This window comes from Solirubrum puertoriconensis (genome assembly GCF_001483135.1).
Lineage (GTDB): Bacteria > Bacteroidota > Bacteroidia > Cytophagales > Hymenobacteraceae > Solirubrum > Solirubrum puertoriconensis.
Window position 1 is genome coordinate 1 of record NZ_LNAL01000005.1, and the last position, 20,724, is coordinate 20,724.

At 61.0% G+C, this 20,724-nt stretch carries 23 protein-coding genes and 2 pseudogenes; 13 read left to right on the forward strand and 12 right to left on the reverse strand.

What is annotated here, in order from left to right:
* Positions 1-561 precede the first annotated feature (561 nt).
* Both ASU33_RS03880 and ASU33_RS03885 read left to right on the forward strand, forming a co-directional pair.
* The gene (locus ASU33_RS03880; RefSeq protein WP_286130411.1) at positions 562-1,341 is read left to right on the forward strand and encodes a ParA family protein; all 780 of its coding nucleotides are present in this window, start codon (positions 562-564) and stop codon (positions 1,339-1,341) included.
* Positions 1,342-1,370: 29 nt separating this feature from the next.
* A complete protein-coding gene (locus tag ASU33_RS03885; protein ID WP_059068408.1) occupies positions 1,371-2,012 on the forward strand; it encodes a DUF3408 domain-containing protein in 642 nt (213 codons plus the stop codon).
* A gap of 434 nt (positions 2,013-2,446) precedes the next feature.
* Here ASU33_RS03885 and ASU33_RS03890 read toward each other — a convergent pair whose 3' ends face one another.
* The gene (locus ASU33_RS03890) at positions 2,447-2,725 is read right to left on the reverse strand and encodes a hypothetical protein (protein ID WP_059068410.1); all 279 of its coding nucleotides are present in this window, start codon (positions 2,723-2,725) and stop codon (positions 2,447-2,449) included.
* Positions 2,726-3,241: 516 nt separating this feature from the next.
* On the opposite strand from ASU33_RS03890, the gene ASU33_RS21150 reads away from it, so the two are divergent.
* Together ASU33_RS21150 and ASU33_RS03895 are read left to right on the forward strand one after the other, a co-directional pair.
* On the forward strand, positions 3,242-3,511 hold the full coding sequence (locus ASU33_RS21150) for a hypothetical protein (protein WP_149867031.1): 270 nt from the start codon (positions 3,242-3,244) through the stop codon (positions 3,509-3,511).
* Between the two features lie 619 nt (positions 3,512-4,130).
* Complete coding sequence (locus ASU33_RS03895; protein WP_059068412.1) at positions 4,131-5,342, forward strand: PAS domain-containing sensor histidine kinase; 1,212 nt, start codon at positions 4,131-4,133, stop codon at positions 5,340-5,342.
* 519 nt (positions 5,343-5,861) lie between these two features.
* Here ASU33_RS03895 and ASU33_RS03900 read toward each other — a convergent pair.
* Entirely contained in the window at positions 5,862-6,137 is a 276-nt protein-coding gene (locus ASU33_RS03900; protein WP_149867032.1) for a hypothetical protein, read from the reverse strand.
* A gap of 291 nt (positions 6,138-6,428) precedes the next feature.
* Here ASU33_RS03900 and ASU33_RS03905 point away from each other — a divergent pair, with 291 nt between their 5' ends.
* Positions 6,429-6,752 (forward strand): hypothetical protein, encoded by a 324-nt coding sequence (locus tag ASU33_RS03905; RefSeq protein WP_059068417.1) that lies wholly within the window; start codon positions 6,429-6,431, stop codon positions 6,750-6,752.
* A gap of 215 nt (positions 6,753-6,967) precedes the next feature.
* Here the strand turns inward: ASU33_RS03905 and ASU33_RS03910 are convergent, their stop codons facing one another.
* A complete protein-coding gene (locus tag ASU33_RS03910; RefSeq protein ID WP_059068418.1) occupies positions 6,968-8,182 on the reverse strand; it encodes a PAS domain-containing sensor histidine kinase in 1,215 nt (404 codons plus the stop codon).
* Between the two features lie 110 nt (positions 8,183-8,292).
* On the reverse strand, positions 8,293-8,691 hold the full coding sequence (locus ASU33_RS03915; protein ID WP_059068420.1) for an ANTAR domain-containing protein: 399 nt from the start codon (positions 8,689-8,691) through the stop codon (positions 8,293-8,295).
* A 602-nt stretch (positions 8,692-9,293) separates the two neighbouring features.
* Here ASU33_RS03915 and ASU33_RS21745 point away from each other — a divergent pair.
* The 4 genes from ASU33_RS21745 to ASU33_RS03930 all read left to right on the forward strand — a co-directional run bounded on the left by ASU33_RS21745 (position 9,294) and on the right by ASU33_RS03930 (position 10,691).
* A complete protein-coding gene (locus ASU33_RS21745) occupies positions 9,294-9,416 on the forward strand; it encodes a hypothetical protein (RefSeq protein WP_286130404.1) in 123 nt (40 codons plus the stop codon).
* Positions 9,417-9,732: 316 nt separating this feature from the next.
* Positions 9,733-10,026, forward strand: coding sequence for a hypothetical protein (locus ASU33_RS03920; RefSeq protein ID WP_059068422.1), 294 nt, complete (start codon positions 9,733-9,735; stop codon positions 10,024-10,026).
* A 5-nt stretch (positions 10,027-10,031) separates the two neighbouring features.
* Positions 10,032-10,400, forward strand: a complete 369-nt coding sequence (locus ASU33_RS03925) for a hypothetical protein (protein ID WP_059068424.1) — start codon at positions 10,032-10,034, stop codon at positions 10,398-10,400.
* Positions 10,401-10,445: 45 nt separating this feature from the next.
* Positions 10,446-10,691: a BPTI/Kunitz domain-containing protein gene (locus tag ASU33_RS03930; protein WP_059068426.1), complete on the forward strand. Its 246-nt coding sequence runs from the start codon at positions 10,446-10,448 to the stop codon at positions 10,689-10,691.
* A gap of 175 nt (positions 10,692-10,866) precedes the next feature.
* On the opposite strand, the gene ASU33_RS03935 is transcribed toward ASU33_RS03930, so the two are convergent.
* Positions 10,867-11,418 carry an NADPH-dependent FMN reductase gene (locus ASU33_RS03935; RefSeq protein WP_059068428.1) on the reverse strand — a complete coding sequence of 184 codons (552 nt, stop codon included), beginning with the start codon at positions 11,416-11,418 and terminating at the stop codon, positions 10,867-10,869.
* Complete coding sequence (locus tag ASU33_RS03940; protein WP_059068430.1) at positions 11,411-12,187, reverse strand: arylamine N-acetyltransferase family protein; 777 nt, start codon at positions 12,185-12,187, stop codon at positions 11,411-11,413. The genes ASU33_RS03935 and ASU33_RS03940 overlap by 8 nt, the downstream gene beginning before the upstream one ends.
* 330 nt (positions 12,188-12,517) lie before the next feature.
* Here ASU33_RS03940 and ASU33_RS03945 point away from each other — a divergent pair, with 330 nt between their 5' ends.
* Positions 12,518-13,267 carry an energy transducer TonB gene (locus ASU33_RS03945; RefSeq protein ID WP_059068433.1) on the forward strand — a complete coding sequence of 250 codons (750 nt, stop codon included), beginning with the start codon at positions 12,518-12,520 and terminating at the stop codon, positions 13,265-13,267.
* 286 nt (positions 13,268-13,553) lie between these two features.
* Here ASU33_RS03945 and ASU33_RS03950 read toward each other — a convergent pair whose 3' ends face one another.
* A complete protein-coding gene (locus tag ASU33_RS03950) occupies positions 13,554-14,564 on the reverse strand; it encodes a bestrophin family protein (protein ID WP_059068435.1) in 1,011 nt (336 codons plus the stop codon).
* 616 nt (positions 14,565-15,180) lie between these two features.
* Between ASU33_RS03950 and ASU33_RS03955 the strand changes: the two genes are divergently transcribed.
* Positions 15,181-16,254: a TolB family protein gene (locus ASU33_RS03955; protein WP_160328126.1), complete on the forward strand. Its 1,074-nt coding sequence runs from the start codon at positions 15,181-15,183 to the stop codon at positions 16,252-16,254.
* A 199-nt stretch (positions 16,255-16,453) separates the two neighbouring features.
* Positions 16,454-16,966, forward strand: coding sequence for a hypothetical protein (locus ASU33_RS03960; protein WP_059068440.1), 513 nt, complete (start codon positions 16,454-16,456; stop codon positions 16,964-16,966).
* 81 nt (positions 16,967-17,047) lie between these two features.
* On the opposite strand, the gene ASU33_RS03965 is transcribed toward ASU33_RS03960, so the two are convergent.
* From ASU33_RS03965 to ASU33_RS21890, 3 genes and pseudogenes are all read right to left on the reverse strand, one after another.
* Positions 17,048-17,638: a DUF4468 domain-containing protein gene (locus ASU33_RS03965; RefSeq protein WP_059068442.1), complete on the reverse strand. Its 591-nt coding sequence runs from the start codon at positions 17,636-17,638 to the stop codon at positions 17,048-17,050.
* A 123-nt stretch (positions 17,639-17,761) separates the two neighbouring features.
* Positions 17,762-18,427: an MFS transporter gene (locus ASU33_RS03970; RefSeq protein WP_059068444.1), complete on the reverse strand. Its 666-nt coding sequence runs from the start codon at positions 18,425-18,427 to the stop codon at positions 17,762-17,764.
* Between the two features lie 55 nt (positions 18,428-18,482).
* Positions 18,483-18,599, reverse strand: a pseudogene (locus ASU33_RS21890) (hypothetical protein); the annotation flags it as partial.
* A 419-nt stretch (positions 18,600-19,018) separates the two neighbouring features.
* On the opposite strand from ASU33_RS21890, the gene ASU33_RS03975 reads away from it, so the two are divergent.
* Complete coding sequence (locus ASU33_RS03975) at positions 19,019-19,528, forward strand: hypothetical protein (RefSeq protein ID WP_149867034.1); 510 nt, start codon at positions 19,019-19,021, stop codon at positions 19,526-19,528.
* A 64-nt stretch (positions 19,529-19,592) separates the two neighbouring features.
* On the opposite strand, the gene ASU33_RS21895 is transcribed toward ASU33_RS03975, so the two are convergent.
* Positions 19,593-19,802: an ATP-binding protein gene (locus ASU33_RS21895; protein WP_059068450.1), complete on the reverse strand. Its 210-nt coding sequence runs from the start codon at positions 19,800-19,802 to the stop codon at positions 19,593-19,595.
* 503 nt (positions 19,803-20,305) lie between these two features.
* Positions 20,306-20,605, reverse strand: a pseudogene (locus ASU33_RS21900) (PAS domain-containing protein); the annotation flags it as partial.
* Positions 20,606-20,724 lie beyond the last annotated feature (119 nt).

Consider the following 20,724-nt stretch of genomic DNA (forward strand, 5'->3'; position numbering starts at 1 on the left):
TGCATTTATAGTGCGTAAATAAGCTAACACCTACTCACATAGCTACATTGTTTTGATAACATGGATATGTATTATATATAATATATATTAATACGTCACCTTATCAGCAACCTTATGTATTGCTATTAACACAAGGTCTATGTTGTTTTGATAACATTAGCATGTAGTTATGATAGCATGTTTTAAAACCTGCTAATTAAAGTGTGCATGCATATTAGCAAGGCTACATTTCTATATGTTTTAATGGACATGTGATAACATTACATCATTAGCACACATACTCACTGTTATGTATTCAACTATCACTGTATGATTACAACCATAAAATCGGGTGATGATATGATTACAGAACCTTGTATGATCACTTGACTTTGGCAACAGACCACTATGTCATTTTGATAACATTACAATATCTGACCAGATACCCACATAACCAGCATGATATGTTAGGTTGTATAAATGATTGTATATAATGATGCATACATGGTATTGGAATAGCTTGTATGTTTGTCCGAGCTCGACCGCTTCGGCGGTCTTTCGCCCGATCAACTGCCTTCCACCATGGCTCAGACCAAGTACATCGCTATCTCTTCACAGAAGGGTGGGGTGGGTAAGACCACCGTCACCATCATCGCCGCCTCGGCCTTTCACCACCTTGGCGGTATTCGCACCGCGGTCGTGGACTGCGACTTTCCCCAGCAGTCCATCGTGGACTTCCGCGACAAGGAGCTCAGCGCCCTGCAGCGCGAGCTGACCCACCTGCAGCAGGACCCGGAAGCAAATGGCAAGCGCATCGAGGAGATTGAAGCAGCAATTGCCGATGCTTACCCTGTAATCGGCTGCATGGTCAAAGATGCCGCCGCGCAGCTGCAAGCGCTCGACGGTCAGGTTGACCTGGTGTTCGTGGACACCCCGGGCACCATGAACGCCGAGGGCATCGTGGATCTGTGGGCCCGCCTGGACTACATCTTTATCCCCGTGGAGCCGGATAAGATCAGCGTCTCGTCGACCATCAGCTACATCGACACCATCCAGGAGATTATGCAGGAGCACCCGGGCAGCCGTCTCAAGGGCATTTATCCCTTCTGGAACAAGTACATCAAGAGCGAGAAGCGCACCATGTACGACCGTACGGAGCAGTATTTCGCCGACAACGACATCCGCCAGCTCGACGCGCGCCTGGAGCACAGCGTGAACTACCGCAAAGACGAGATGCGCTCAACCATGTTCCCGCTGAAAAAGCAGTTTCTGGACCTGGGCGTGCGGAGCCTGATCGAGGAGATGAGCAACGTCATCTTCGCCGACGCCGTGCCCGCCGGAGCCGAAGCCGACGCCCAGTAAACAAGTAAGAGCTAGCGACCCGTATTCCCATGGCCACCAAGACTTCCCCCGTTAAGAACAGCAAGCCCCTGGATGATGAGCCGCTGGGCCCGTCCAAGCGCACCAAAGCCACCACCATTAACTTTTTCCGCTCACCCGCCGCGCCAGCCCCGAAGGTAGCCGCGGAACCTGTAGCTGCTGCCAAGGCAGCAGTTGCTGAGCCGGTAGTCGTTGAGCCAATCGTGGTGCCCGTTGAAACTCCGCGGGTAGAGGTGGTAGCGCCGCCCGCGATAGCACCAATAGCCGAGCAGCTGGCTCAACCGACCATTGCTGATGTACCCGCTCCAGCAATTGAGGCTTCCGAGGTGGAGCCGATCGTAGCAGTAGGCGACAAAGTAATCGTATCAGCAGAAGCATCAGCAGCCAGCGCTGGGGTAGGGGAGGGGCCAACGCTGGAGTATGCCCACTTTCTTGAGAAGCGGGACAAAGACCAGCGTACCCACGCTTACATCAGCCGGGAACTGTACGAAAACCTGGTCTACATCGCCAATACGCTCGGGGACAACAAGTTCGTTTCTACGACCACGCTGCTCAACAACATCGTCGAGCACCACCTGCAGCAGTTTGGCCCGCAGATCCGCAAGCTGATCAAGGAGAAGGAAGCTCAGGCCAAGAAAAAGCGCCGCTTCTAAAGGTCTCAAGTAATACTTGAAGTAAGTAGCCGCCGTGCTCGCTCGCTTACCCGGGTCAGCACGGCGGTGCTGTTTGCAGTGGGGTAGGGGAGGGGCCACGCCAGGTGGACCTGCACTAATAAAAAAGGTATTTCCTCCCCTCGCATAAACAAAAATCCGGTTCATATAAGCCGGAATCAATGCCGGGTGGTCAGCAAACACATTCCGACCGCAAGGATTAAGGTCGCGCAGTAATGACAAAGATTAGGGTGACTTGGTTAATCGCCGGTGCATTCAGGGCAAGAATGGTGCGATGCAGCAGGGACCTCGCCAATAACTCCTTTGCTCCTTACCACCTCGTTTTCGAGCAGCTAGGTCGGACTCACCGGATGAAAGCTCTACAAGGCTCTACTAGTACAGGCCAACGCCCGGAACACTGGAAGGCGGGATCCCCATCAGGCGCAGGCGTCGCGGAGCTCGTGCTCTTCCAGCGCGGCGAGCAGCAAGGCTGACAGCGCGGGCACGCTGATGAAGCGCAGCTGATCGGGGCGGCTGACTAAGTAGCGCTTAGCCAAGTACTGCGCGGTCGCAAGCGGTCCTTCGCGCAGGTAGCGCTGAAAGTCATGGGTCAGCACCCAGGGTCGGCAGCCGTCGTTGATGCGAACCTCCAGGTTAGCGGCGAAGGGGTCAAGAAGGATGTTGACGGAAAGCAGGCTGCGGGCGTTCGAATCCATAGGTTGCTGCAAAATACGCTACTAACTTTATTAGCTTATTGTACTATCAAAGTTAGCAAGCATTGGCGTATTTGCAAGGAGTTTAAGCACAGGACTGAGCTTGCCGGAGGGCTAGCCTCGCGCAGCCACGACCAGCTGATTGGTGTAAGCACGGGCTTTGCTTGCCCAACCGAAAGCAGAGGGCTCCTTCACGAGCCATGTCTGGATCCAGCGCGGTGCTGGTGTAGAGGATGGATACCATCCCGACCTGACTAACTGGTGAACATAGAGGGAATGGAGCTGACAGTTGCAGTCAGCGGTTATAAATACGTAATACCCCGATAATTATCGTATCTTTTCAGGCGTAACAGCACGAATTAGCACGGTTAACAGTTGGCCTGGCTGTACCTATTCCCTCACGTGGGCGTAGGGTGCGCCTGCCGCACTTTCAAACAGCTACGAATATCACGCAAGCCACTGCCACGGATTTCCGGGGTTGCCTTTCCGACCCTGTTGCTCATCCTCTACAGTTCTTGCATGCTTGTTCTTCCGACTTTTGCTGCGCATCGGTACCTCCCACTGGTAGCGCCGACCTTTCTTCCACCCGGCTACGCCACCCACCGCAGCTTTAGCAAGCATCCGCGGGGGGGGCGATTTTTCTTTTTCTACACCCGGGTGGGCCCGGGTGCGGGCGTTACGTTGCCGCGCGGCAGCGGGCTGCTGCCCTGGCGCCACCACGCCTACTCCGATGCGGCGCACGACCCGCAGTCCCCGCACAATTCCGCCACTGCCTTCGACCCGGTGTGAAAAAGCGTACGGTCTACCCGAACGTGCTCAACGATCGGCACGCCGGCGCGGTGGCTTTGCGCCCGGCGACTTTCCCGGGTGTCCGACCCTTAAGTGTTTGGCCAACGAGGGTGTGTGAGCCCGGGCTGGGGCGCCTTGTATCTCGCTTCTAAGCCGCGATTACCAAGGGATAGGGACTGTTTTCGCGGCTGCCGGTGCATTCTGCCTTGGGCGCCCTGCCCGGGGCCAGCGGCAATGGGAGCGGCCATGAGAATGGCTACCGGAACGTAAACAACCACGATAAGTCGCGCAAATCCATGTTCTTCGATCTTCTTGACCAGGCGAGCTGTTCCGGGGTAACCATCACCAGCTGCCGAGCCGCCTCCGTTTTAAGGTGTAGAAGCGGGAATTGAATCCGACCTAGCCCGTTATCCGAACGCTCAGCAACATGGGCGTTATGGACTTAAGCCGATCCAGCTGTCAACATCCCAGCGACCAACCGCGTGGCGCGCCGCCCGTGTTGCTGGCCCCTCGACCAGTCGGCGGGCTGCCTAAGGCCCGTTGTACGGCCATGACACCCAGTACCCCCGAAGCGCTTGCTTTGGCGGGCAGCCCTTATACCACACCCCGCTCATTGCTTATGTCCCACGCCTCCCGTACCCCGGCTCCCGACTCTTCCTTCCAGGCCGAAAACGACGCCTTGCGCGCGGAAAACCGGGAGCTACGCGCCGCGCTGGTTGCCGCGTCGGAGCCCCAAAAGCCTCCCGACCGTTACGCGCAAAGCCAGGTACGCTTTCGCACGGTATTCGATAACGCCCCGCTGGGCCAGAAAATCATCACCCCGGATTTGACCATCCGGCAGGTTAATCAGGCCCTGGTGGCCATGCTGGGTTACACCCGTCCCGACGAGCTCATCGGCCACGAGATCCTGGAATTTGCTCACCCTAGCCACCGGGCCGATTGGCAGGAGCTGCAAACGAGCCTGTGGCAGCACAAGCTGCCGGCTTTCTCGCTGGAAACCTGCCTGATGCGTGCCGACGGCTCCTCCTTCTGGTGCCTCGTGCACTCCGTGCTGTTCCCCGACGACGGCGCCGAACTGGGGTATACCATTCTGGAAGACATTTCCGAGCGCAAAACCCTCGAAGCCTCACTCAAGCGCCTCTACGACGCGCAGGAAACCATTTTGCAACTGGCCACCCACGACCTGAAGGGGCCCATTGCTCAAATCGAGTTAGTGGTCGACCTGCTGCAGAGGGAAATCATCAGCCGCAGCGGCCATGCCCCGCCGCCGCCCGAGATGGTGCATTACCTAGCCCTTATCCAGGAGGCCTGCGCCCGTGCCCGCGGCCTGTTGGAAGACGTGCTCTGCGTGGGCGACCTGGACCAGAACGGCTTGGAGAAGCGGCCAACCGACCTGCTTGTGTACCTCGCCGCCCAACTTGAGCTGCACCGGCCCGAAGCCCGGAAAAAGGGCATTCACCTGGTCCTGGACCTACCCGCCGAGCCCCTGCAGGCTCGTTTGCACGCCGACAAATTCAGCCGGGTGCTCGGCAACCTGCTCTCCAACGCCCTCAAGTTCACCCCGGCTGGCGGCAGCGTCACCCTGGGCCTGCGCGACGAGCAGGGTACCCCCCGCTTCACGGTGCAGGACACCGGCATCGGCATTCCGGGCAAGCTGCACGCCCAGCTGTTTGACAAGTTCAATCCCACCCGTCGCGCCGGCCTGCACGGCGAATCCACCACCGGTCTGGGTTTGTTTATCGCCCGGCAAATCGTGGAGCTGCACGGCGGGGCCATCTGGCTGGAAAGCCGGGAGCGGGAAGGCACTACCTTCTTCATCGAGCTGGCGTAGCCCACCGCGCTGGTCGCGCCCTGGGGTGGGGTCGCTTCGAAGGCATCGCTAAGCTTTTGCGGGCAACCATGCCCGGTCTGCGGTCCTCGTTTTCAACGCATAGAACCCTTTAGGAGCGCGCCGTCCGCTTCCGCGGCACGCGAATAAAAGTAGCCGTAGAGTTTCGACGGTCGTTTACCCGGGTCCTCGCTTCGAGGTCATAAACGAGTCATCCGCCGGGGGTCGTGGCCCCAGGCCACTGTAAACCCCAAAAATGGCACCGATCCGCCGCTTCCAGGGCAACCGGTTCTGCAGCGGCAGATTGGCAAACACATCCTGACGGCGCAGCGGCGCCACCCTAGCACTCAGGCAGCGGTTAACGCCGAGCGGGTGCTCAAGAAACAACACCGGGCCGTCTTGCGGCAGGTGGTCGCGTTGCTAGCGCCGGGCCTGGGCAAAGGCAGGGCCACGGGCCGGTGCGTTTCCGCGCAGCGGCGCGAAGCCGAGGCTTCGCGGGTATAACCCGGTCCTGACAGCAAACTATGAAGCAACCGTGGTGGCTACTTCGGCCGGCCAGTTGACCTGGCGCAGCAATACCCGCAGTTCGGCTTCGGAGGCTACGCGGCCCTGAAAGCAGTATAGTAGTTGGCCGTTGACGCTTTCCAGCAGGGTCATCTCCCCGTCGGCGTAAAGCACTATGGTTTCCTGCCCGCAGGCACTGGGGCGGCTGTGGCGCACCTGGCCGGGCGGCGAGCGGTGCGCCACAAAGCCGAACGCGAGCAGCAGCTCGGCGGATGGCTGGTAGGGAATTGGCATGAAAGGGGAGGGGGAAATGCTGCTCAAATCGCGCAAGAGGCAGTGTCTGCTTATACGTCGCTGACAGCCGGGCAGGCATCCAGCCGGCCGAATTATTTTGATTCTGGCAAGGCGTCGGGTCGTCGGGGCTGGGCGTACCACGCAGAAGCACCGGGTGGGGTCAGGCACAGCCGCCGTAAGTGGGCGCAGTCCGGAACGGCACTGGTCGCCGGTATAATGTTCAACCAAAAGACTTTACTTGGAACGAATGGGCGCGTACAAACCAGCGGCTCTTCTCCCCGAGTCTCAACTATGAAACCCAAGACGTTTACAACCAAGCAGGGCATCCGGTGCGGATCAGACGCCGACCTAAGGGCCCTGCTGGCCTACGCGCACGCCAAGGGCGTGCCGGTGGCCATTGCCACCGAAGAAGCCCTGGAGCGCCCCGAGCCCCTGGCGGCCACCATGCTGGTGTGGGAGCACGACGACTACCCCATCGGGCGCTACGCCGGGGACATGTCGCTGCACGCGCAGCCGGGGCGACCCGAAGGCGGCCTGGAGCTCACCCCCGAGCAGTTCCGGAGCTGCTGCGACCATTATGCTGAGGCCCAAAAGAGTCGACAAAGACCCCGGTAACATTCATACCCGTTAACCAGCCGGAATGCATCAACAGGCCCCGCGGAGCAATTCTGCAGGGCCTTTTGCTTATTCCCGGGCACTTATCTAGGGCCGCGGCCGAGTAGGTTGTTTGCTGCAGCACCTGCGCGCATCCTTCCCGGCAGTTGCTCGGCGCCATGTGCGCTGTCTCCCAGGGCTTCAAGTTGCAAGCCTCCCTGCCGGTGGCAGAACGATCAGACCAACTCAATGGAGAAGGTCGCTCCTTCTTTTTCACGGCTCTCCACCCAGATCTTGCCGCCGTGCAGCTGCACGATTTGCTTGGTGATGAACAAGCCCAGCCCGGTGGTGGTGTCTCCGTAGAGCCCTTCGCGGGCTGCGGCGCTGAACTTGTCGAAGATGCGTTCCTGCAGCTTGAGCGGGATGCCCACCCCGGTGTCGGACACCGAGATGCGGGGGCGGCCCTGGACCTCCGCCAGGCTTACGCCCACGCGCCCACCGGGCGGCGTGAACTTGAGGGCGTTGGAGAGCAGGTTGTCGAGCACCCGGCTGAATTTGTCGGGGTGAATGGCGGCCTGGATTACCCGGTCCGGCAGCGCCAGTGTCAGCTCGACGCCTTTCTGCTGGGCTACCACGTGGTACACCAGCAGACGCGCGTCCAGGAACGCGTTTAAATCCGTGGGCTGCTTCTCCAAGCGCTTGGCATCCAACTCGCCCAGGAAGAGCACATCTTTCAGCAGCGTGTTGGCCTCGGTGCAGGAGCGCTGAATCATGGCCAGGAAGGCACGGGTCTCTTGTTGAGCATTCGCCGGACAGGTAGCCAGCAGCGCCTCGTCGCGCTGAAGTACCTCCACCAGCATCTTAATGTTGACCAGCGGGCTTTTCAGGTCGTGGGCGATCAGGTGCATGACGGTTTCCTGCGCGTCGTAGAGGCGCTGCAGATCGGCTTCGGCCCGCTTGCGTTCGGAGATGTCTTCCAGGGTGGTGTAGCCGAGCTGGCCGGCTTCGTCCTCGAAAAGAATGGAGGTAACGTGGCACCAGAACACGGAGCCGTCCGGGCGCACCAGGCACGTCTCCAAGCTGAAGCTCGGCAATTTGCGGGCCCATAGCCGCTCCCGCAACTGCTCCCAGTCGTAGCGGTGGTGCGGGTGGACAAACTCCAGGATGCGCCGGCCCACCAACTCGGACTTGCCGGACAGGCCCAGCATGGCCACCAAGGCGGGGTTGGCTTGCCGGATGATCAGGTCGGCATCAATGATCTTGTGGCCCAGCGGCGAGTGCTCAAATACCGTCCGGAAGCGCACCTGGCTTTGCTGATAGCGTTCGGTCAACGCGCGCACGGTTTCCATTTCGGTACGCTCGGCGCGCAGCCATTCGATTTTGGCGCGCAGCGCCAGGACCTCCTCTTGCAAGGCAGCCAGGGACGGGTTGTGTTCGGATGCAGCTGGCATGGGTGGATGAGGTCTGGAAGCAACAAGTGATGGGCAGCGGCAGGCTTCCTGGCTAGGGGCAGCCTGCCGCTGTCAGGTCAAGCAGTGACGGGACACCACCAAATTCGTGGCTAAGCTACTTCGGCGAGGGTTACGCAGAGGCTCTGTTCTACCCCATGCTGCAGCTGCTCCGGCGTAGGCGGCTTCGGCACGCAACGAGACGACGCAATGCCCGGCCACGAGGTAGGGAACGGGCACAGCTGCCACGTTTCAGGCACCAGTACCAAGACCGGAACGGGCCCGCACCGGGCGAGCAGCTGCTGAGCGGGATTCAGCGATTCCTGGCTATCCGCCCACGGCGCGCTCAGAACTACCAAGTCAGGGCGACAGGCCGCCGCCTGGGCCAGGGCTTCCCCGCTCGTTTCCACGGCGGTCACGTGCGCGAAACCCCAGCGGGCAAACTGCCGGAGCAGGCCCAACCGCAACGGCGCACCGACCTCGACAATCAGGATGTGCTGGAAGAGGGTCATACCGCAAGGCCAGGGGACGAAGCGGTAAAGATCAGCGCAATTAGCTGGTCGTGGTTGCGTGTAAATGCGGGTTCTTCCGTGCGTGTAGTACCCAATTACGGAAGTATATGTTGGTAAGCGCCTCCGGCTTGTGGCCCGGCCCCTGGCTGGTCAGCCCTATTCTTCAAGCCGGTGGTAAGGGAGTGGTAGGACTAAGGTGTCAATCTTCTATCATTGCTGGCCGGCTCAGCCAGCGTTTTCAGGTTTTGGTTTAGCTGTCCGAGCACCTTGTGCGGCCGCTTCTTGTTCAGGGTAATTGTCCGGTGCGCTGCGACGTCGAGGATGGGAACGGCGTAGCAGTCGGCAGCGGTTCTGGAAGGGCAGCGAGTGCGGCAAGGATTCGCCGACGCAGAACTTGAAAAGCTCAGCCGCGGTGCGGGCGAACGGGCAGGGCTCCTGCTTAACGTCGCAGTAGGTAATGGCCTTGTTGAATGTATTGCCGGGAAAACGAAACGGCCGAATTCGAACGCCAACGCACCCACGACGGCCTGGCCGCGGCCCGGGCGTGCGGTCAGGCGGGCAGACGTTGCGGTCTCTCGTAAGAAGCCGAGCGCAGGGCCTTCGTGGCCGAGACCCTCTACAAGGAGGAGAAGCCCCGCGTCAACGAGAAGGCTCAGCGCCTGCGCAGCTCCAAGCGTCACAACACCCAACAAGCTCCCACGCTACCGCGGGGTGCTGACGAATAACCATCGTACGGGAACGTTGACGCCCGAGCAGCGCTCCAAAGGTTATTTTTTGGGAATATCCTCCTTTCGTGGGTTTAGCCCCGGTAACGAAAATCGGGCCGCGAGCATTGGCTTCCGCAGCAGGCCGGGTTAACCTTTGCTGATTTGCAACCGCTGTTGTGCAAACAAATCGAATCTTTCAATCCGGTATGGCAAAAGGGTTTTTAGCCTTACCAGGGCCTATACGTTTGATACTTCGCTGGAGCAAGCAACGGTTCTGCGGCCAAAGCCACGTGTATCCTGCTCTCGCTTGCAGCTGCGGCCGTAACTTTGCGGCATGAAGGCACCTTTGTTCCGGGTTGGGCAGGAAGTGATTTGCACGAACGATGACTTCACCCTTCTGCTCGTGCAGAACCCCAACATTCAAACGCCCAAGCGCGGCCCTATTTACACCGTGCGCGAGCTTTACGATACGCACCGCGGCTACGGCATCACCCTGGAAGGCATTAACAACGCCCAGGTAGCTCCGGGCTTCCCGGAGGCTAACTTCCACGAGTCGCGCTTTGCGCCCGTGCCGCCCCTGGAGGAAGTAGACATCAGCGCCGCCATCGAAGAGTGCGTTACGGTGTAAACATCATGACCGTAGCCCTGCCCATTCCGGATTGCCCGCTTGAGGGACTGCAGCCCGTGTACCCTACTGGGTGCATTAGCACCACCCAGTCAATCGTGGAGCAGGTAATGCAGCTGGACTTTCCGGAGTTGGCCGCCCGAGGCCTGGAGGCTTATGCCAACCGCCTGCTGCGCGTCGACTACCCCGACAGCACTTCGGTGTTCTACCTGGATTGGACCATCGATCTGCCCGGCTACACGCTCTGCTACCTGGAGCCGTGGACCAGTGAGGTGGGTCCGGATGGCGGGATATACACCAATATCCGCTATTACCGCGGGCCGGAAGCTGCCCGGCGGGCCGAGGCGATTCGGCGCAGCATTCCACCCGAAGCGTAGCGGGCGGGGTTGCAACCTTTTAAGTGGCGTCGAACTCCTGACGGTATGAAAAGTATTTGCTACGCTTTCCTGCTGCTGAGCGCCGGCCTGGCCGGCTGCGCCAAAGAACGCTCCTTGCCCAAGCAGTGTACCCTCGAACCCGAAACCGGGCCCTGCAAAGCTTTGATGCCCCGCTACTTCTACAATCAGAAAACCCAGCGCTGCGAGCAGTTTATCTGGGGTGGCTGCGGTGGTCTGGTTCCCTTTCAGACGCTGGAAGAGTGTTTGGATTGCGGCTGCGAAGAGGCGTAGTACCCATTTACGGTGTTAAGAAAGGCTTGGCCCTCACCGTCGGGCTTTTCCTGGTCAGGGGTAGCGAGCAGTACGGTGCATCATGCCCTGCCCGTGAGCCAGCCACCAAAAAGATCTGGATGCGCGAACGCTATCCGTACGGAGGAAACCAGCCCCGCGCTCAAGCTTGCGCTAATTACCGCAAGGCACGGTGGAAGCCAAGCAGCTCCGTCACGACCCGGGTCAGCCGGCGGTTGCCGGATTCGCTGGTAAGCGTTCCTTCCGGCGAGAAGTCGTTAGCCGTTAAAGTGACCCGGGTCGGCGCCAGCCAGGCCCGCAGCTCCGTTACGCAGTCCGCCATGTTGCCCAGCGGCGCGGGGGTGGCCAGCGCCACCAGGCCCACGGCGCGCCCCTGCAGGTAAGGCGCGGAATCGCGGGCCAGCAGCTGCATGTAGTCAATTGCGTTTTTAAGCGCGCCGCTCATGCACCCGTGGTACGTCGGCGTCGCCCACAACATGACGTCGGCGCTGCGAAAGGCCGCCACCAGCCGGCTAATGGCGCCCTGAGCCTCAGCCGGGTAGTCTTCCAGGGCCAGGTCGGGCAGGTACACGGGAAGGTTCAGCTCCCGCAAATCCAGCAGCTCCGTGGCCGCGCCGCTTTCTGCCGCGATCCGCAAGCCCGCGCGCAGGGCAGCAGTGGAATGGGAGCCGGGCCGCAGGCTCCCGCTTAAGCCAACTAGTTTAAGCATGGGGTTGCGGTTGCAGGGTAATGGCAAAATGCGTTTGCAGAGCCCGCAGGAACTCCTCCTCGGATTCAAGCACGGTTTCCTCCCGGCGGGAACCGCGGGTGACGATCAGGCGCTGATCGCTCAGCGTGATCCGGCCTTCCGGCGTGGCCCGCGAGCAAACGCGCTTTTGGGTAAAGTGCGATTCGGGCGAAGTCTGGTGGTAGTGGCACATGCCGGCGAAGTCCGTGAGCGGATGCGGCTGCCGGGTAAAGCGGTACTGGGTTTCCCAGTGGGGCTCCCGATCCAGCAGGTTTTGCGCTCGCAGCAGGTAATATTCGCCTTCCCGGCTGATCTGGTAGGCAGTTGCGCCCTGCCTCTGAGGGCCGGGCTCATTCAGGCGCAGGGGCAGACGAAACGAATCGCCAAAGCCGACATCTGCCAGCCACGTCTCGTCGAGCTCCACCAGCAGGGCGAGGTGGTCATACGGCGGGCTGAAGGTGCCGTCCTTTTGGCACACCTCCGCCGAGATCAGGATCACATTAAATCCTATTTGCTGCAGCAGCCAGCCGAACAAGCTGTTCAGCTCGTAGCAGAAGCCCCCGCGCCGGTGCTCCACCACCTTGCGGAACACCCGCTCCAGGTCCAGCACAATGGGCTGCCCGTAGTGAATGCTTAAGTTCTCAAAGGGAACGCTTAGCAGGTGGGCCAGATGCAGCTCCTCAAGCGTAGCGAGGTCCACCCGCGGAATGCCGCTGTACTGAATTCTAGTTAGGTATTGGTTCACGTTCATAGGTAACAGGTCAAACCTTCTGCTTGGCTTAGAGCATGGAAGGCCTAGGGCCTGCCCGACAAGCTAGCTTGCCTCGAAGGTAGCAAGTGGCAGGTAACCGTAAGTGCCATTCCTCAGGTGCGCGAATTTTTAGCAATAAGCAGCTTTGTTCCGGTCATGCGGGTTTAAAGGCAACCCCGGGAACACCTGCAAGCTCCAAGTGTCACCACTGATCACGGCCGGCGGCCCAACCTATAGCTCCGGCAGCGGATAGCCCATGCGCTTAAAACTGCGTTCTTCCGGCGTATGTTAACTTTCTTCGTCGCGTATTTACCAAATATCAGCGCGCCCATGCCCCTGCCTTCATCCACCGACCCGTCCCCCGCTTCGTCCAAAAGCACTGCGTGGGGTACTTTGGCTTTCCTGGCGGGCAGCTTTCTGCTGAGCTGCGGCGTGGTGGTCGGCGTGGTGCTGATCGAGTTTGCACTGTACTCGAAGGGCAACTCCGGGTTCTTAAAAGAAAGCTTGCTACTGCTGGCCGGCTCTTTGCTGGTGGGCGTACTCACCGTGCTGAGGCTACTGCTCGCTCGGCGCTTTCACGATGCCATCGCCGTGTTGCTGGGTTTGCTGCCGGTGCTCCTGCTGGCTTGGTTTATCCACGGTGTGTCCGGGTGGGGCCCTATAGCAGGCCGGGCTGCGCGGCCCGCGGAGCCGCTACCCAGCGAAGAGCTGCCGCCCGAACCGGCCGCCCTGTTTCCGGGTACCGATTCGGCCCGGGTTTACTCCTACGTGGAACAGCTACCCGAGCTGCCCACCGGGGGTGGGTTAATTGCGCTGGTCGACACGCTGACCAACCGCACGGCACGCCGGCTGGGAGCTCAGTTAACCAAGCAAGAGGGTATAGTGGTGGTTAGCTTCGTGGTGGGCCCGCGGGGTGGCCTATTCCTGGCCCAAATTGAAGAAAGTCTCTCCCCGGTAGCTGACTCGGCCGTGTTGGCCGAGGTGCGGCGCCTGCCCCGCCTGCAGCCGGGCAGGCAGAACGGGCGCGCGGTAGCCGTACGCCTGAGACCGTCGGTGGTCTTGCCCCCTCCGGTGCAGTAGGCCTGAGCTCCAGGCAGTCAATTAGGCAAAAGCCGCCACAAAATGCGAACGGCGGTCGGGAAATAACGAGGGTAGGTGGACACTCGAGCTGGTCGGGCCGAGCGGCTAAACGGGGTACGCAAAAGCGGATGTCCCGGGCATGGCTTTACGGGGATGGTGCGCGGAAATCGCGTCCGGCCAAACCCTCCGGCACTCCGTCCGCGCCACAATCGTAATCGGAAAACCCAGGAACCTGTCCAGCGGCAACAAGCATGCGTTTACGAGCCTTGATGCGCACTTACTGCCGCTAAAGGAGAATGTCGTTCACGGGCTGGATGCGGGCGGGCACTTCCGTTTCGCCCAGCATCTGCCGCAAATCGATTTCGATGCCCCGGCAGAGCGCCGTCATGGGCACGTCGTTGACGTAGTTCTCGAACGGGTCCTCGGAGTTGTCGCCCACAATCTCGATGGTGGTGAAGATCCAGGAGATCAGCACGGAAAAGGGAATGGTCAGCCACACGAAGCCACGGGGTTCGAGCCGGCTGAACTCGCTCACCAGTCCGAAAGGCAGCAGCCAAACAAAGATCCACACGAACAGGGTGCTGAAGTAGGCGTACTGCCGCGGAAACGGGGTGTTCTTGATGCGCTCGCACATGCCCTGCTGATTGTAGCATTCCTTGAGCGTTTGCATCAGGTCCACGTGGCGGAAGTCGTCGAGCAGCCCCAGGGCCCGGAGTTCCTGCAGGCGCAGGGCCTGGCGGTGCAGCAGCTGGGCGGCTGGATTGGCTGCGCCCACTACGGCCGCGTGCTCGTCCGCCGAAAGAAAGTCCTCCACCCGCGGCTCATGCGCCGCGGCCCGGGGCAAGTGCAGATCCGGGATGTAGCTGGCGTTCTCCCGGTCGTGAATGGTGGTGCGCCGCAGCTGCAGCCGCAGGGCGTTGATCCAGGCCAGGTGGCGGTACACCAATTCCCGGCGCACCGCCCGCAGCGCGGCGCCCGAATCAGAGGCAACCGGGTCGGTTACGTAACCGCACACCTGGCTGGCCCAGGCGCGGCTCTGGTTGACGATGCTGCCCCAGATCTTACGGCCCTCCCAGAAGCGGTCGTAGGACTGGCTGTTTTTGAAGCCCAGGTAAAAGGCCACGGCGATGCCGATGGTGCTCAGGGGCAGGAACGGCAGGCGGATGTCCAGTCCGTGGTGGGCTCGCAGGTACTCGTAGCCGAACGTTACCAGGCCCGACCAAAGCAGAAAGCCCAGCAGGTTTTTCCAGGCAAAGCGCAGGATCAGCCCCGCGCGGATGTTGCGGCGTATGTGCATCGGGAAGAAGGTTATACAAAAGCCCGGCTTGACTCCAAGCAAGTGACGCTTAGCTGCTTGACTCGGGCCCGTCAAGGTACGATTGGGCTCCGGACCTTGTATATTCTGATGCCCAGATATTGTCAGGCTTAACCAATTCAGGTGCGGCACCCGCAAGCCTGATTGCGCCGTCAGTATTCCGTGGTATTCCGGGTCGGGAAGTACGAAAATTGCCCGAAGGTCATGGTCGGTTCACTGCCTGCCTTGGCGCCCGAGATAAACCAAAATAACCTCGGCTCGGGCGAGATGACGATGTCCGAATCGGGTACGGCTTCCGGCGCCCGCAGTTAGCGGGCCAGCGTTGCGTTCAGGTCGGGTGCAAGCATTGACAGGGACACGTACCCGCAGAGTATCCGGCTACGCCCAGGCGTCCCGGCCCTGTTACCAAGCAGCGCGGCGGACTACCGCAGCGTGAAAGCTTTGCATCTCCAACTGCTTGCGTCCGCCACCGGGCGGATCTGGTGCAACGGCAAGTCCACATCAGAGTCATTAAGCTGATTGACTTTTTCAGGATAAAACGCCGAGGTACATGAGCAACGCACTAAGCGCTTACGGATTGGCCACCTGCCTGCTGCTCGTGGGATCGTACGCGATGGGACAAACAACTTCCGGCCCGGTGCCTGCTTACGCTTCTGCGCCGGCCAAGAACGGAGCTTCGTCCCTGCCCGGACCGGGCATGTCGGAACCCCAGCTCACGCAGCGGGCCGCTGCCTTACAAAGCCAGCCGCCTGCGGTCGAGTCGGCGTTTATCAACCTGAACCCGGCCTGGTCGCCCGACGGCCGACAGCTCGTCTTCGAGAGTTGGCGCAGCGGGGCGGGGGAGCTCTACACCCTGGATGCCGACGGCACCAACGAGCGGCGGGTACCGACCGGGGGCGGCAACAGCACCCACCCGCACTGGGCACCCGACGGCCGGATTGTCTTTGATTCAGACCGCGGGGGCTTTTTCACCTTGTACACCGTCCGGCCCGACGGCACGGACGAGCGCTTGTTGCTCCCGCGGGGCCGGGATACCACGGCGTACTTTGCCCGCCACCCGGCCTGGTCCCCCGACGGCCGCTACGTGGCCTTTGATTCGGGGCGCGACAGCAACGGCGAAATCTACGTCGCCCGCGCCGATGGCTCCGGTACCCGGCGCATTACCGCGCTGCCCGGCAACAACTCCCACGCCAGCTGGGCACCCTCGGGCGAGGTCATTCACGAAGGAACCATCGACGGCCAGCCGGGCCCCTGGGCCGTGCACCCGGAAACGGGCGCGCGGCGGCGCCTGTTCGCGCGGCCTGAGCCGTACGGCTACGTCGAAGTAGCCCCGGACGGTCGCCGCTTTATCTACGGCACCAAAGGACGCTTGTTCGTGGCCCCAGTGGACGGCCCCGGCCAGCCCATACCGCTGACCGAGCCGGGATTTATCAGCTACGAAGCCGCCTGGTCGCCCGACTCCCGCCGCATTGCTTTTTACACGGATATAACCGGCCGGCACGAACTGTACCTGATTGATGCCGATGGCATGAACCTGCGGCAGTTAACCGGCCTCGCACCATCGGCGCAGGCGGATGCGGGCGCGGCTAGACCAAATCCCGCTGCTTCCGCCAAGGATGGGCAAAAAGTCCCGGCCGCCGCGACGCCCCGCAAACGAGCGCGCCGCCAGTAGCCAAGGGGCAGTGCAACCTGAAGATAGACGATACCCACTGTCGTGAAAGCTTGCCCCAGCGTCCGGTTCTTTCCTTAGCCGGGCAAATCCCGGCGGAGGCGACTATGACCACATCAGGGAGGCGGAGCAGGAGCAAGAAAATCAGGCTTTGCTTGAAACCGCCGTATGTTTACCGTTCGACTATAAACCTGTGCTCCCCTTGCGCCTGCCACTGATCCTTACGGCCCTCATTCTTGCCAGCTCCTCGGCCACGGCCCAGCAGCTGAAGTCCGACCTCGACAAGCTCGACGCCAAGCACGGCTTCCGTGACGTTAAGCTGGCCGACACGGTTACGGCAATTGCGGGGTTGCAGTTAATCAAAGACGCGGGCGACGTCAAGGAATACAAGCGATCTACGGACGAGCTGGCCATCGGCTCAAACCAGCTGCAGGCCATTACCTACCGTTTTTACCGGGGCCGCTTGGCCGCCGTGGAGCTGCTGCCGCGAACCTTCTCCGACGGGCACGGCATTGTGGGCAAGTTCTCCGAAGTTTTCGGCACCAGCTTGACGACCTGGGAAGACGAAATCAAGGGAGAGCTCAGGGAATGGAAGGGCCAGACCACCCGCCTCAGCTACCTCTACCTTAAACCCGGCAATTACACGACCATTACTTTCAGCGACGTGAAGCTAAGCGAGCGGCTGCCGGCCAGCTTTAAACCCGCGACCCGGTAAAGCCCCGGGGAATGCCGGCAACCTAGTCCGGTTTGACGGCCGGACTGGTTGCCGCGGCCCTGGTTAGCGTATCGGCGGAGTTTAGAAGTCGGTGGGGTCTTTGGCTTTGCTGGCCATGGTAGTGGTCAGCTGGCTGATCAGCTCGCGCACCTGCTCGTCGGTGTGTTCCTTGATGCTGCGCCAGTGAAAGCCGAGCATCATCATGGGCCCGCAGGCAGGCTTGGCGTTTTCCAGGGCGCCGCCGGTACTCACCCCACCCTGGGGCAGGGCAATTCCTTCGTGGTAGAAGTTAGTGAACTCGTACTTGTAGCGGCCGTCCTTGACGTAAAGCGAGAGCGTGTGCGTTACGTTACCCGCGGTGCTGTTGATGCCCAAAGCTTTGAGCTTGGCCGGGGTAAAGCCTTGGATAATGATTTTGCCCCCTTCCTTGTCGATGGTTTGCGGCGCCGAGACGCTGGACTTGTAGGCCGTGCTCACCCACTGGGACGCGCGCGTAAAAAGCTCGTCCCGGCTGGCGCCGGGCACCTCTACCACGCTGGTGTACGTGATAAGCTTGCTGGCAGAGCTAACGGGCAGAGCAGCAGCGTGTTCCTTGCCGGTCGGCTGCTGAGCCCGCAGGACGGGGGCCGTCAGCAAGCCAAGCAGGGTAAGCAGCAGAAAAGGATTTTTCATGCTATGAAAATTGGCCAGGTGCGCCGCCGGCTGGCAGTTCTAGAGGTAGATCGGGTAGCATCACAATTGCTTGGCTGAAGTTTGCACTATTTCCAGGCAATTGCAAGGCAGCGGCTTTTAGCTTTAAACAAGCAGCAGGGCGTAATGGCCGGGGTTCGCTGCCGGACTGCTTAGGCCTTTTTTTTTTGCGAAGGCCGTCTCGGGCATGGTAAACAATACGGGCAGCACCAGCACCGCAACCAGGGCAATCATGGCGCAGGGTACCAACGGCCAGCTTGTGCGATTGATGAGCAGCTCGGCCACGAAGGGCGTCAGCCCGCCGAACACGGCTGTGGCGGCCGCTGCGCCCAGGGCCAGCCCGCTCAGCCGTCCTTCGCCGGGAAACTGCTCGGCGGTAGCGGCCGCGCCCACGGCGCTTACTCCCCCGGCCAAGACGGCCAGCACAACCGCTCCAAACACCGCTTGCGGGGTACTAGCGGCGTGCATCAGCGAAAACAAGGTGATGGGCAACAGGGCGTTGGCGCCGGCCAAGCCGATCAAAACGCGCCGACGGCCGAGCCGGTCGGAGATCAGCCCGACCAGGGGCGTAACCAGAATTACCACGACGGCGGCAACCGTGGACAACCCCAGCGCCTCGCTTTCCCCGCGCCGCCCGGTGGTGGCCAGAAAAGTCGGAACGTAGATAATACCCACGTAGTAAGTGATTGAGCCCAGGGCGGAGATGGAGAAGGTACGCAGCATGGCGGCGCGGTGGTGGCGCAGGGTGTAGCGCAGGGGCTCGGCGGGCACCCTCCAGCAGGTAGGCTACCACGCCGGTGTACTGCCCGCCAACCGAAAAAGCCATCAGGCAGCGCAGCAACAGCAGCAGCCATCCGGCTGGGGCGCCCAGCAGCGCGTAAGTGGGCAGCAGCGCCGTGGCCAGCATGGCCGCCGTCATCAGGGCCATGGAGAGCAGCATCATCCGCCGCCGGCCGTGCCGGTCGCCGATGTGGCCGAACCCAGGTTAAGCGTGTCGGCAGTGGATGCGCAGAGCCGCAGGACGTTGCGGGGTCGAGCCGTCACCTCGCCTCGGCCTTAAAACGAATACGGGAGCCCGTCAAGAACACCAGCGTTTGAGTTTACGAAAGGCGGGCAAGTTTGCGCTTCTGCCGGGTTTTGCCCGCTGAGCAGCCGCGCAGGCCAGTTCAGCGGCGCACCACCGGCAGCGACTTTAACCCGGAAGCAATAACAAGTGAGGAAGCCGGGCAGCGGTACCTATCGCCGGGGCGGGCCCCGGATCCACCTAAGCGGCCGCCAGGGCTGCCAACTGGGAACTTGATTCGCTGGCACCCCGAAAGTTTTGGTACCTTTATTCTAAACCCCGACTATAGCCGCATTACTATGTACCGGGAAGTACAAAATATCTTTGGGCGGGTGTTCTACCGAATTGAGTACAACAGCGCCGCCAACATCGTGGAGGCCGAGTGGCAGGGCGCAGCAACCCAGCAGGACTTAAGAAACGCGGTGGTTGCCGGGCTGGAAGTGCACGAACGTACGCACTGCGCCTACCGGCTGAATGACAACACCGGCTTTTCGGGCCCCTGGGCCGATTCGGTGGCCTGGCTGGAGGAAGAATGGCTGCCCCGGGCCCACGCAGCCGGCATTCGGTACCTGGCCCACGTCGCCCGCGCCGGCTCCTTTGGTGAGCAGGCCGGCGAAGCAATGCTGCGCGGGCGGATCGGCTCCCAAATCGAGGTCGCCCTGTTTTTTAACCGGCCCGCGGCCTTCAAGTGGCTAACCCAGAAGCAAGGGGAACAGGCGGCGGGGCCCGGCGCCCGGGGCCTACCCACGCGCCAAGCTAAAGCTTGCCACAAGGGGCCAAAGCCGCTTCGGGAATGCAGCGCTGCTTGATTTCCGCGCTGGCCGGCAACGAGCGATGGTCACTGCCTGCAAGCTAGGCATCCGCAACCAACCGCTACGCCACCTCCACGAGGAAGGCAGTGCCCACGTGCTCTTGCAATGGCACGCAGCTTCTGCCGCCGGGCAGCTTCACGACCTGCCGGGTGATGAACAAACCCAGGCCGGTGGTTGTGTCCCGGTGAAGCCCGGCGCGAGCCGCCGCACTGAATTTGTCGAAAAAGCATTCCTGCAGCTCGACAGGACTACCCAGGCCCCTGCCTTGCACGGCAAGCCGCGCCCGCCGGGGTAAAATTCAGGGCGTTGGCAAGCAGGTTGTCGATTACCCGGGCACACTTCTCCGGCTGTACGGGGGCATAGACCACCTGGGCCAACAGCTCGAGCGTAAGCTTGAGGCCTTTTCCCTTGGCTGCATCCGATAAACAAACAGGCGGGCATTCAGAAAGAGATTAAGGCCGGTGCCCTGCTTAATCTAACGATTGGCATCCCGCTCGCCTAGGTGCAGCACAAGCAGCAGCCGGTTGTTGGTTTCGCCGCAACCTCGCAGTTGTATTTCCGGAAACACCCGCATTTTCTGCGGCGCCCCGACCGAACAGGTGGCCAGCAGCTCCAAGTCAGGCTGAGCACCTCCACCAGCATCTGACTATTGGTCAGCGGGCTTTTCAGGTCGTGGGCGATCAGGTGCATGACGGTTTCCTGCGCGTCGTAGAGGCGCGGCAGGGCGGCTTCCGCGGCCGGGCGCAGGCTAATTTTCTCCAGGGCAGTGTCTCCCTAACTCCGCTTCTTCCTCCGGAACCAGGATAAAAGTAATCCCGCACCCGAAGGAGGTCCGTCGGGACGCACCAGGCAGTTCCCCAGCGTGGAGCTGAGCGTCTTGTGAAACCAGACCCGCTCCTCCAGCACGTTCCACTCGTAACGGTGGTGGGCAGGGTCACCCTCCAGGAAGCAGCGGCTTGCGAGCTCGGCCGGGTTACTCAGGCCCAGCATGCGGGCCAGTGCATTGTTAGCCTGACAGATGCTCAGGTCCGGGGCAATGGTCTTGTGACCCAGCGGTGAGTTTTCGAACACGGTGCGAAAGCGGCGCTGAGCCCCGGTTTTATTCTCGCCTGGCTTCCCCGCCTTTGCACAGGCAACATAGAGAGCTGCGGTTACGGGAACCTGAAAGCAGGAGCATCCTCAACAGCTTTATT

Coding starts and splice junctions, on each gene's coding strand:
- ASU33_RS03880 (WP_286130411.1), top strand. CDS start 562: ATGGCTCAGACCAAGTACATCGCTATCTCTTCACAGAAGGGTGGGGTG.
- ASU33_RS03885 (WP_059068408.1), top strand. CDS start 1,371: ATGGCCACCAAGACTTCCCCCGTTAAGAACAGCAAGCCCCTGGATGAT.
- ASU33_RS03890 (WP_059068410.1), bottom strand. CDS start 2,725: ATGGATTCGAACGCCCGCAGCCTGCTTTCCGTCAACATCCTTCTTGAC.
- ASU33_RS21150 (WP_149867031.1), top strand. CDS start 3,242: ATGCTTGTTCTTCCGACTTTTGCTGCGCATCGGTACCTCCCACTGGTA.
- ASU33_RS03895 (WP_059068412.1), top strand. CDS start 4,131: ATGTCCCACGCCTCCCGTACCCCGGCTCCCGACTCTTCCTTCCAGGCC.
- ASU33_RS03900 (WP_149867032.1), bottom strand. CDS start 6,137: ATGCCAATTCCCTACCAGCCATCCGCCGAGCTGCTGCTCGCGTTCGGC.
- ASU33_RS03905 (WP_059068417.1), top strand. CDS start 6,429: ATGAAACCCAAGACGTTTACAACCAAGCAGGGCATCCGGTGCGGATCA.
- ASU33_RS03910 (WP_059068418.1), bottom strand. CDS start 8,182: ATGCCAGCTGCATCCGAACACAACCCGTCCCTGGCTGCCTTGCAAGAG.
- ASU33_RS03915 (WP_059068420.1), bottom strand. CDS start 8,691: ATGACCCTCTTCCAGCACATCCTGATTGTCGAGGTCGGTGCGCCGTTG.
- ASU33_RS03920 (WP_059068422.1), top strand. CDS start 9,733: ATGAAGGCACCTTTGTTCCGGGTTGGGCAGGAAGTGATTTGCACGAAC.
- ASU33_RS03925 (WP_059068424.1), top strand. CDS start 10,032: ATGACCGTAGCCCTGCCCATTCCGGATTGCCCGCTTGAGGGACTGCAG.
- ASU33_RS03930 (WP_059068426.1), top strand. CDS start 10,446: ATGAAAAGTATTTGCTACGCTTTCCTGCTGCTGAGCGCCGGCCTGGCC.
- ASU33_RS03935 (WP_059068428.1), bottom strand. CDS start 11,418: ATGCTTAAACTAGTTGGCTTAAGCGGGAGCCTGCGGCCCGGCTCCCAT.
- ASU33_RS03940 (WP_059068430.1), bottom strand. CDS start 12,187: ATGAACGTGAACCAATACCTAACTAGAATTCAGTACAGCGGCATTCCG.
- ASU33_RS03945 (WP_059068433.1), top strand. CDS start 12,518: ATGCCCCTGCCTTCATCCACCGACCCGTCCCCCGCTTCGTCCAAAAGC.
- ASU33_RS03950 (WP_059068435.1), bottom strand. CDS start 14,564: ATGCACATACGCCGCAACATCCGCGCGGGGCTGATCCTGCGCTTTGCC.
- ASU33_RS03965 (WP_059068442.1), bottom strand. CDS start 17,638: ATGAAAAATCCTTTTCTGCTGCTTACCCTGCTTGGCTTGCTGACGGCC.
- ASU33_RS03975 (WP_149867034.1), top strand. CDS start 19,019: ATGTACCGGGAAGTACAAAATATCTTTGGGCGGGTGTTCTACCGAATT.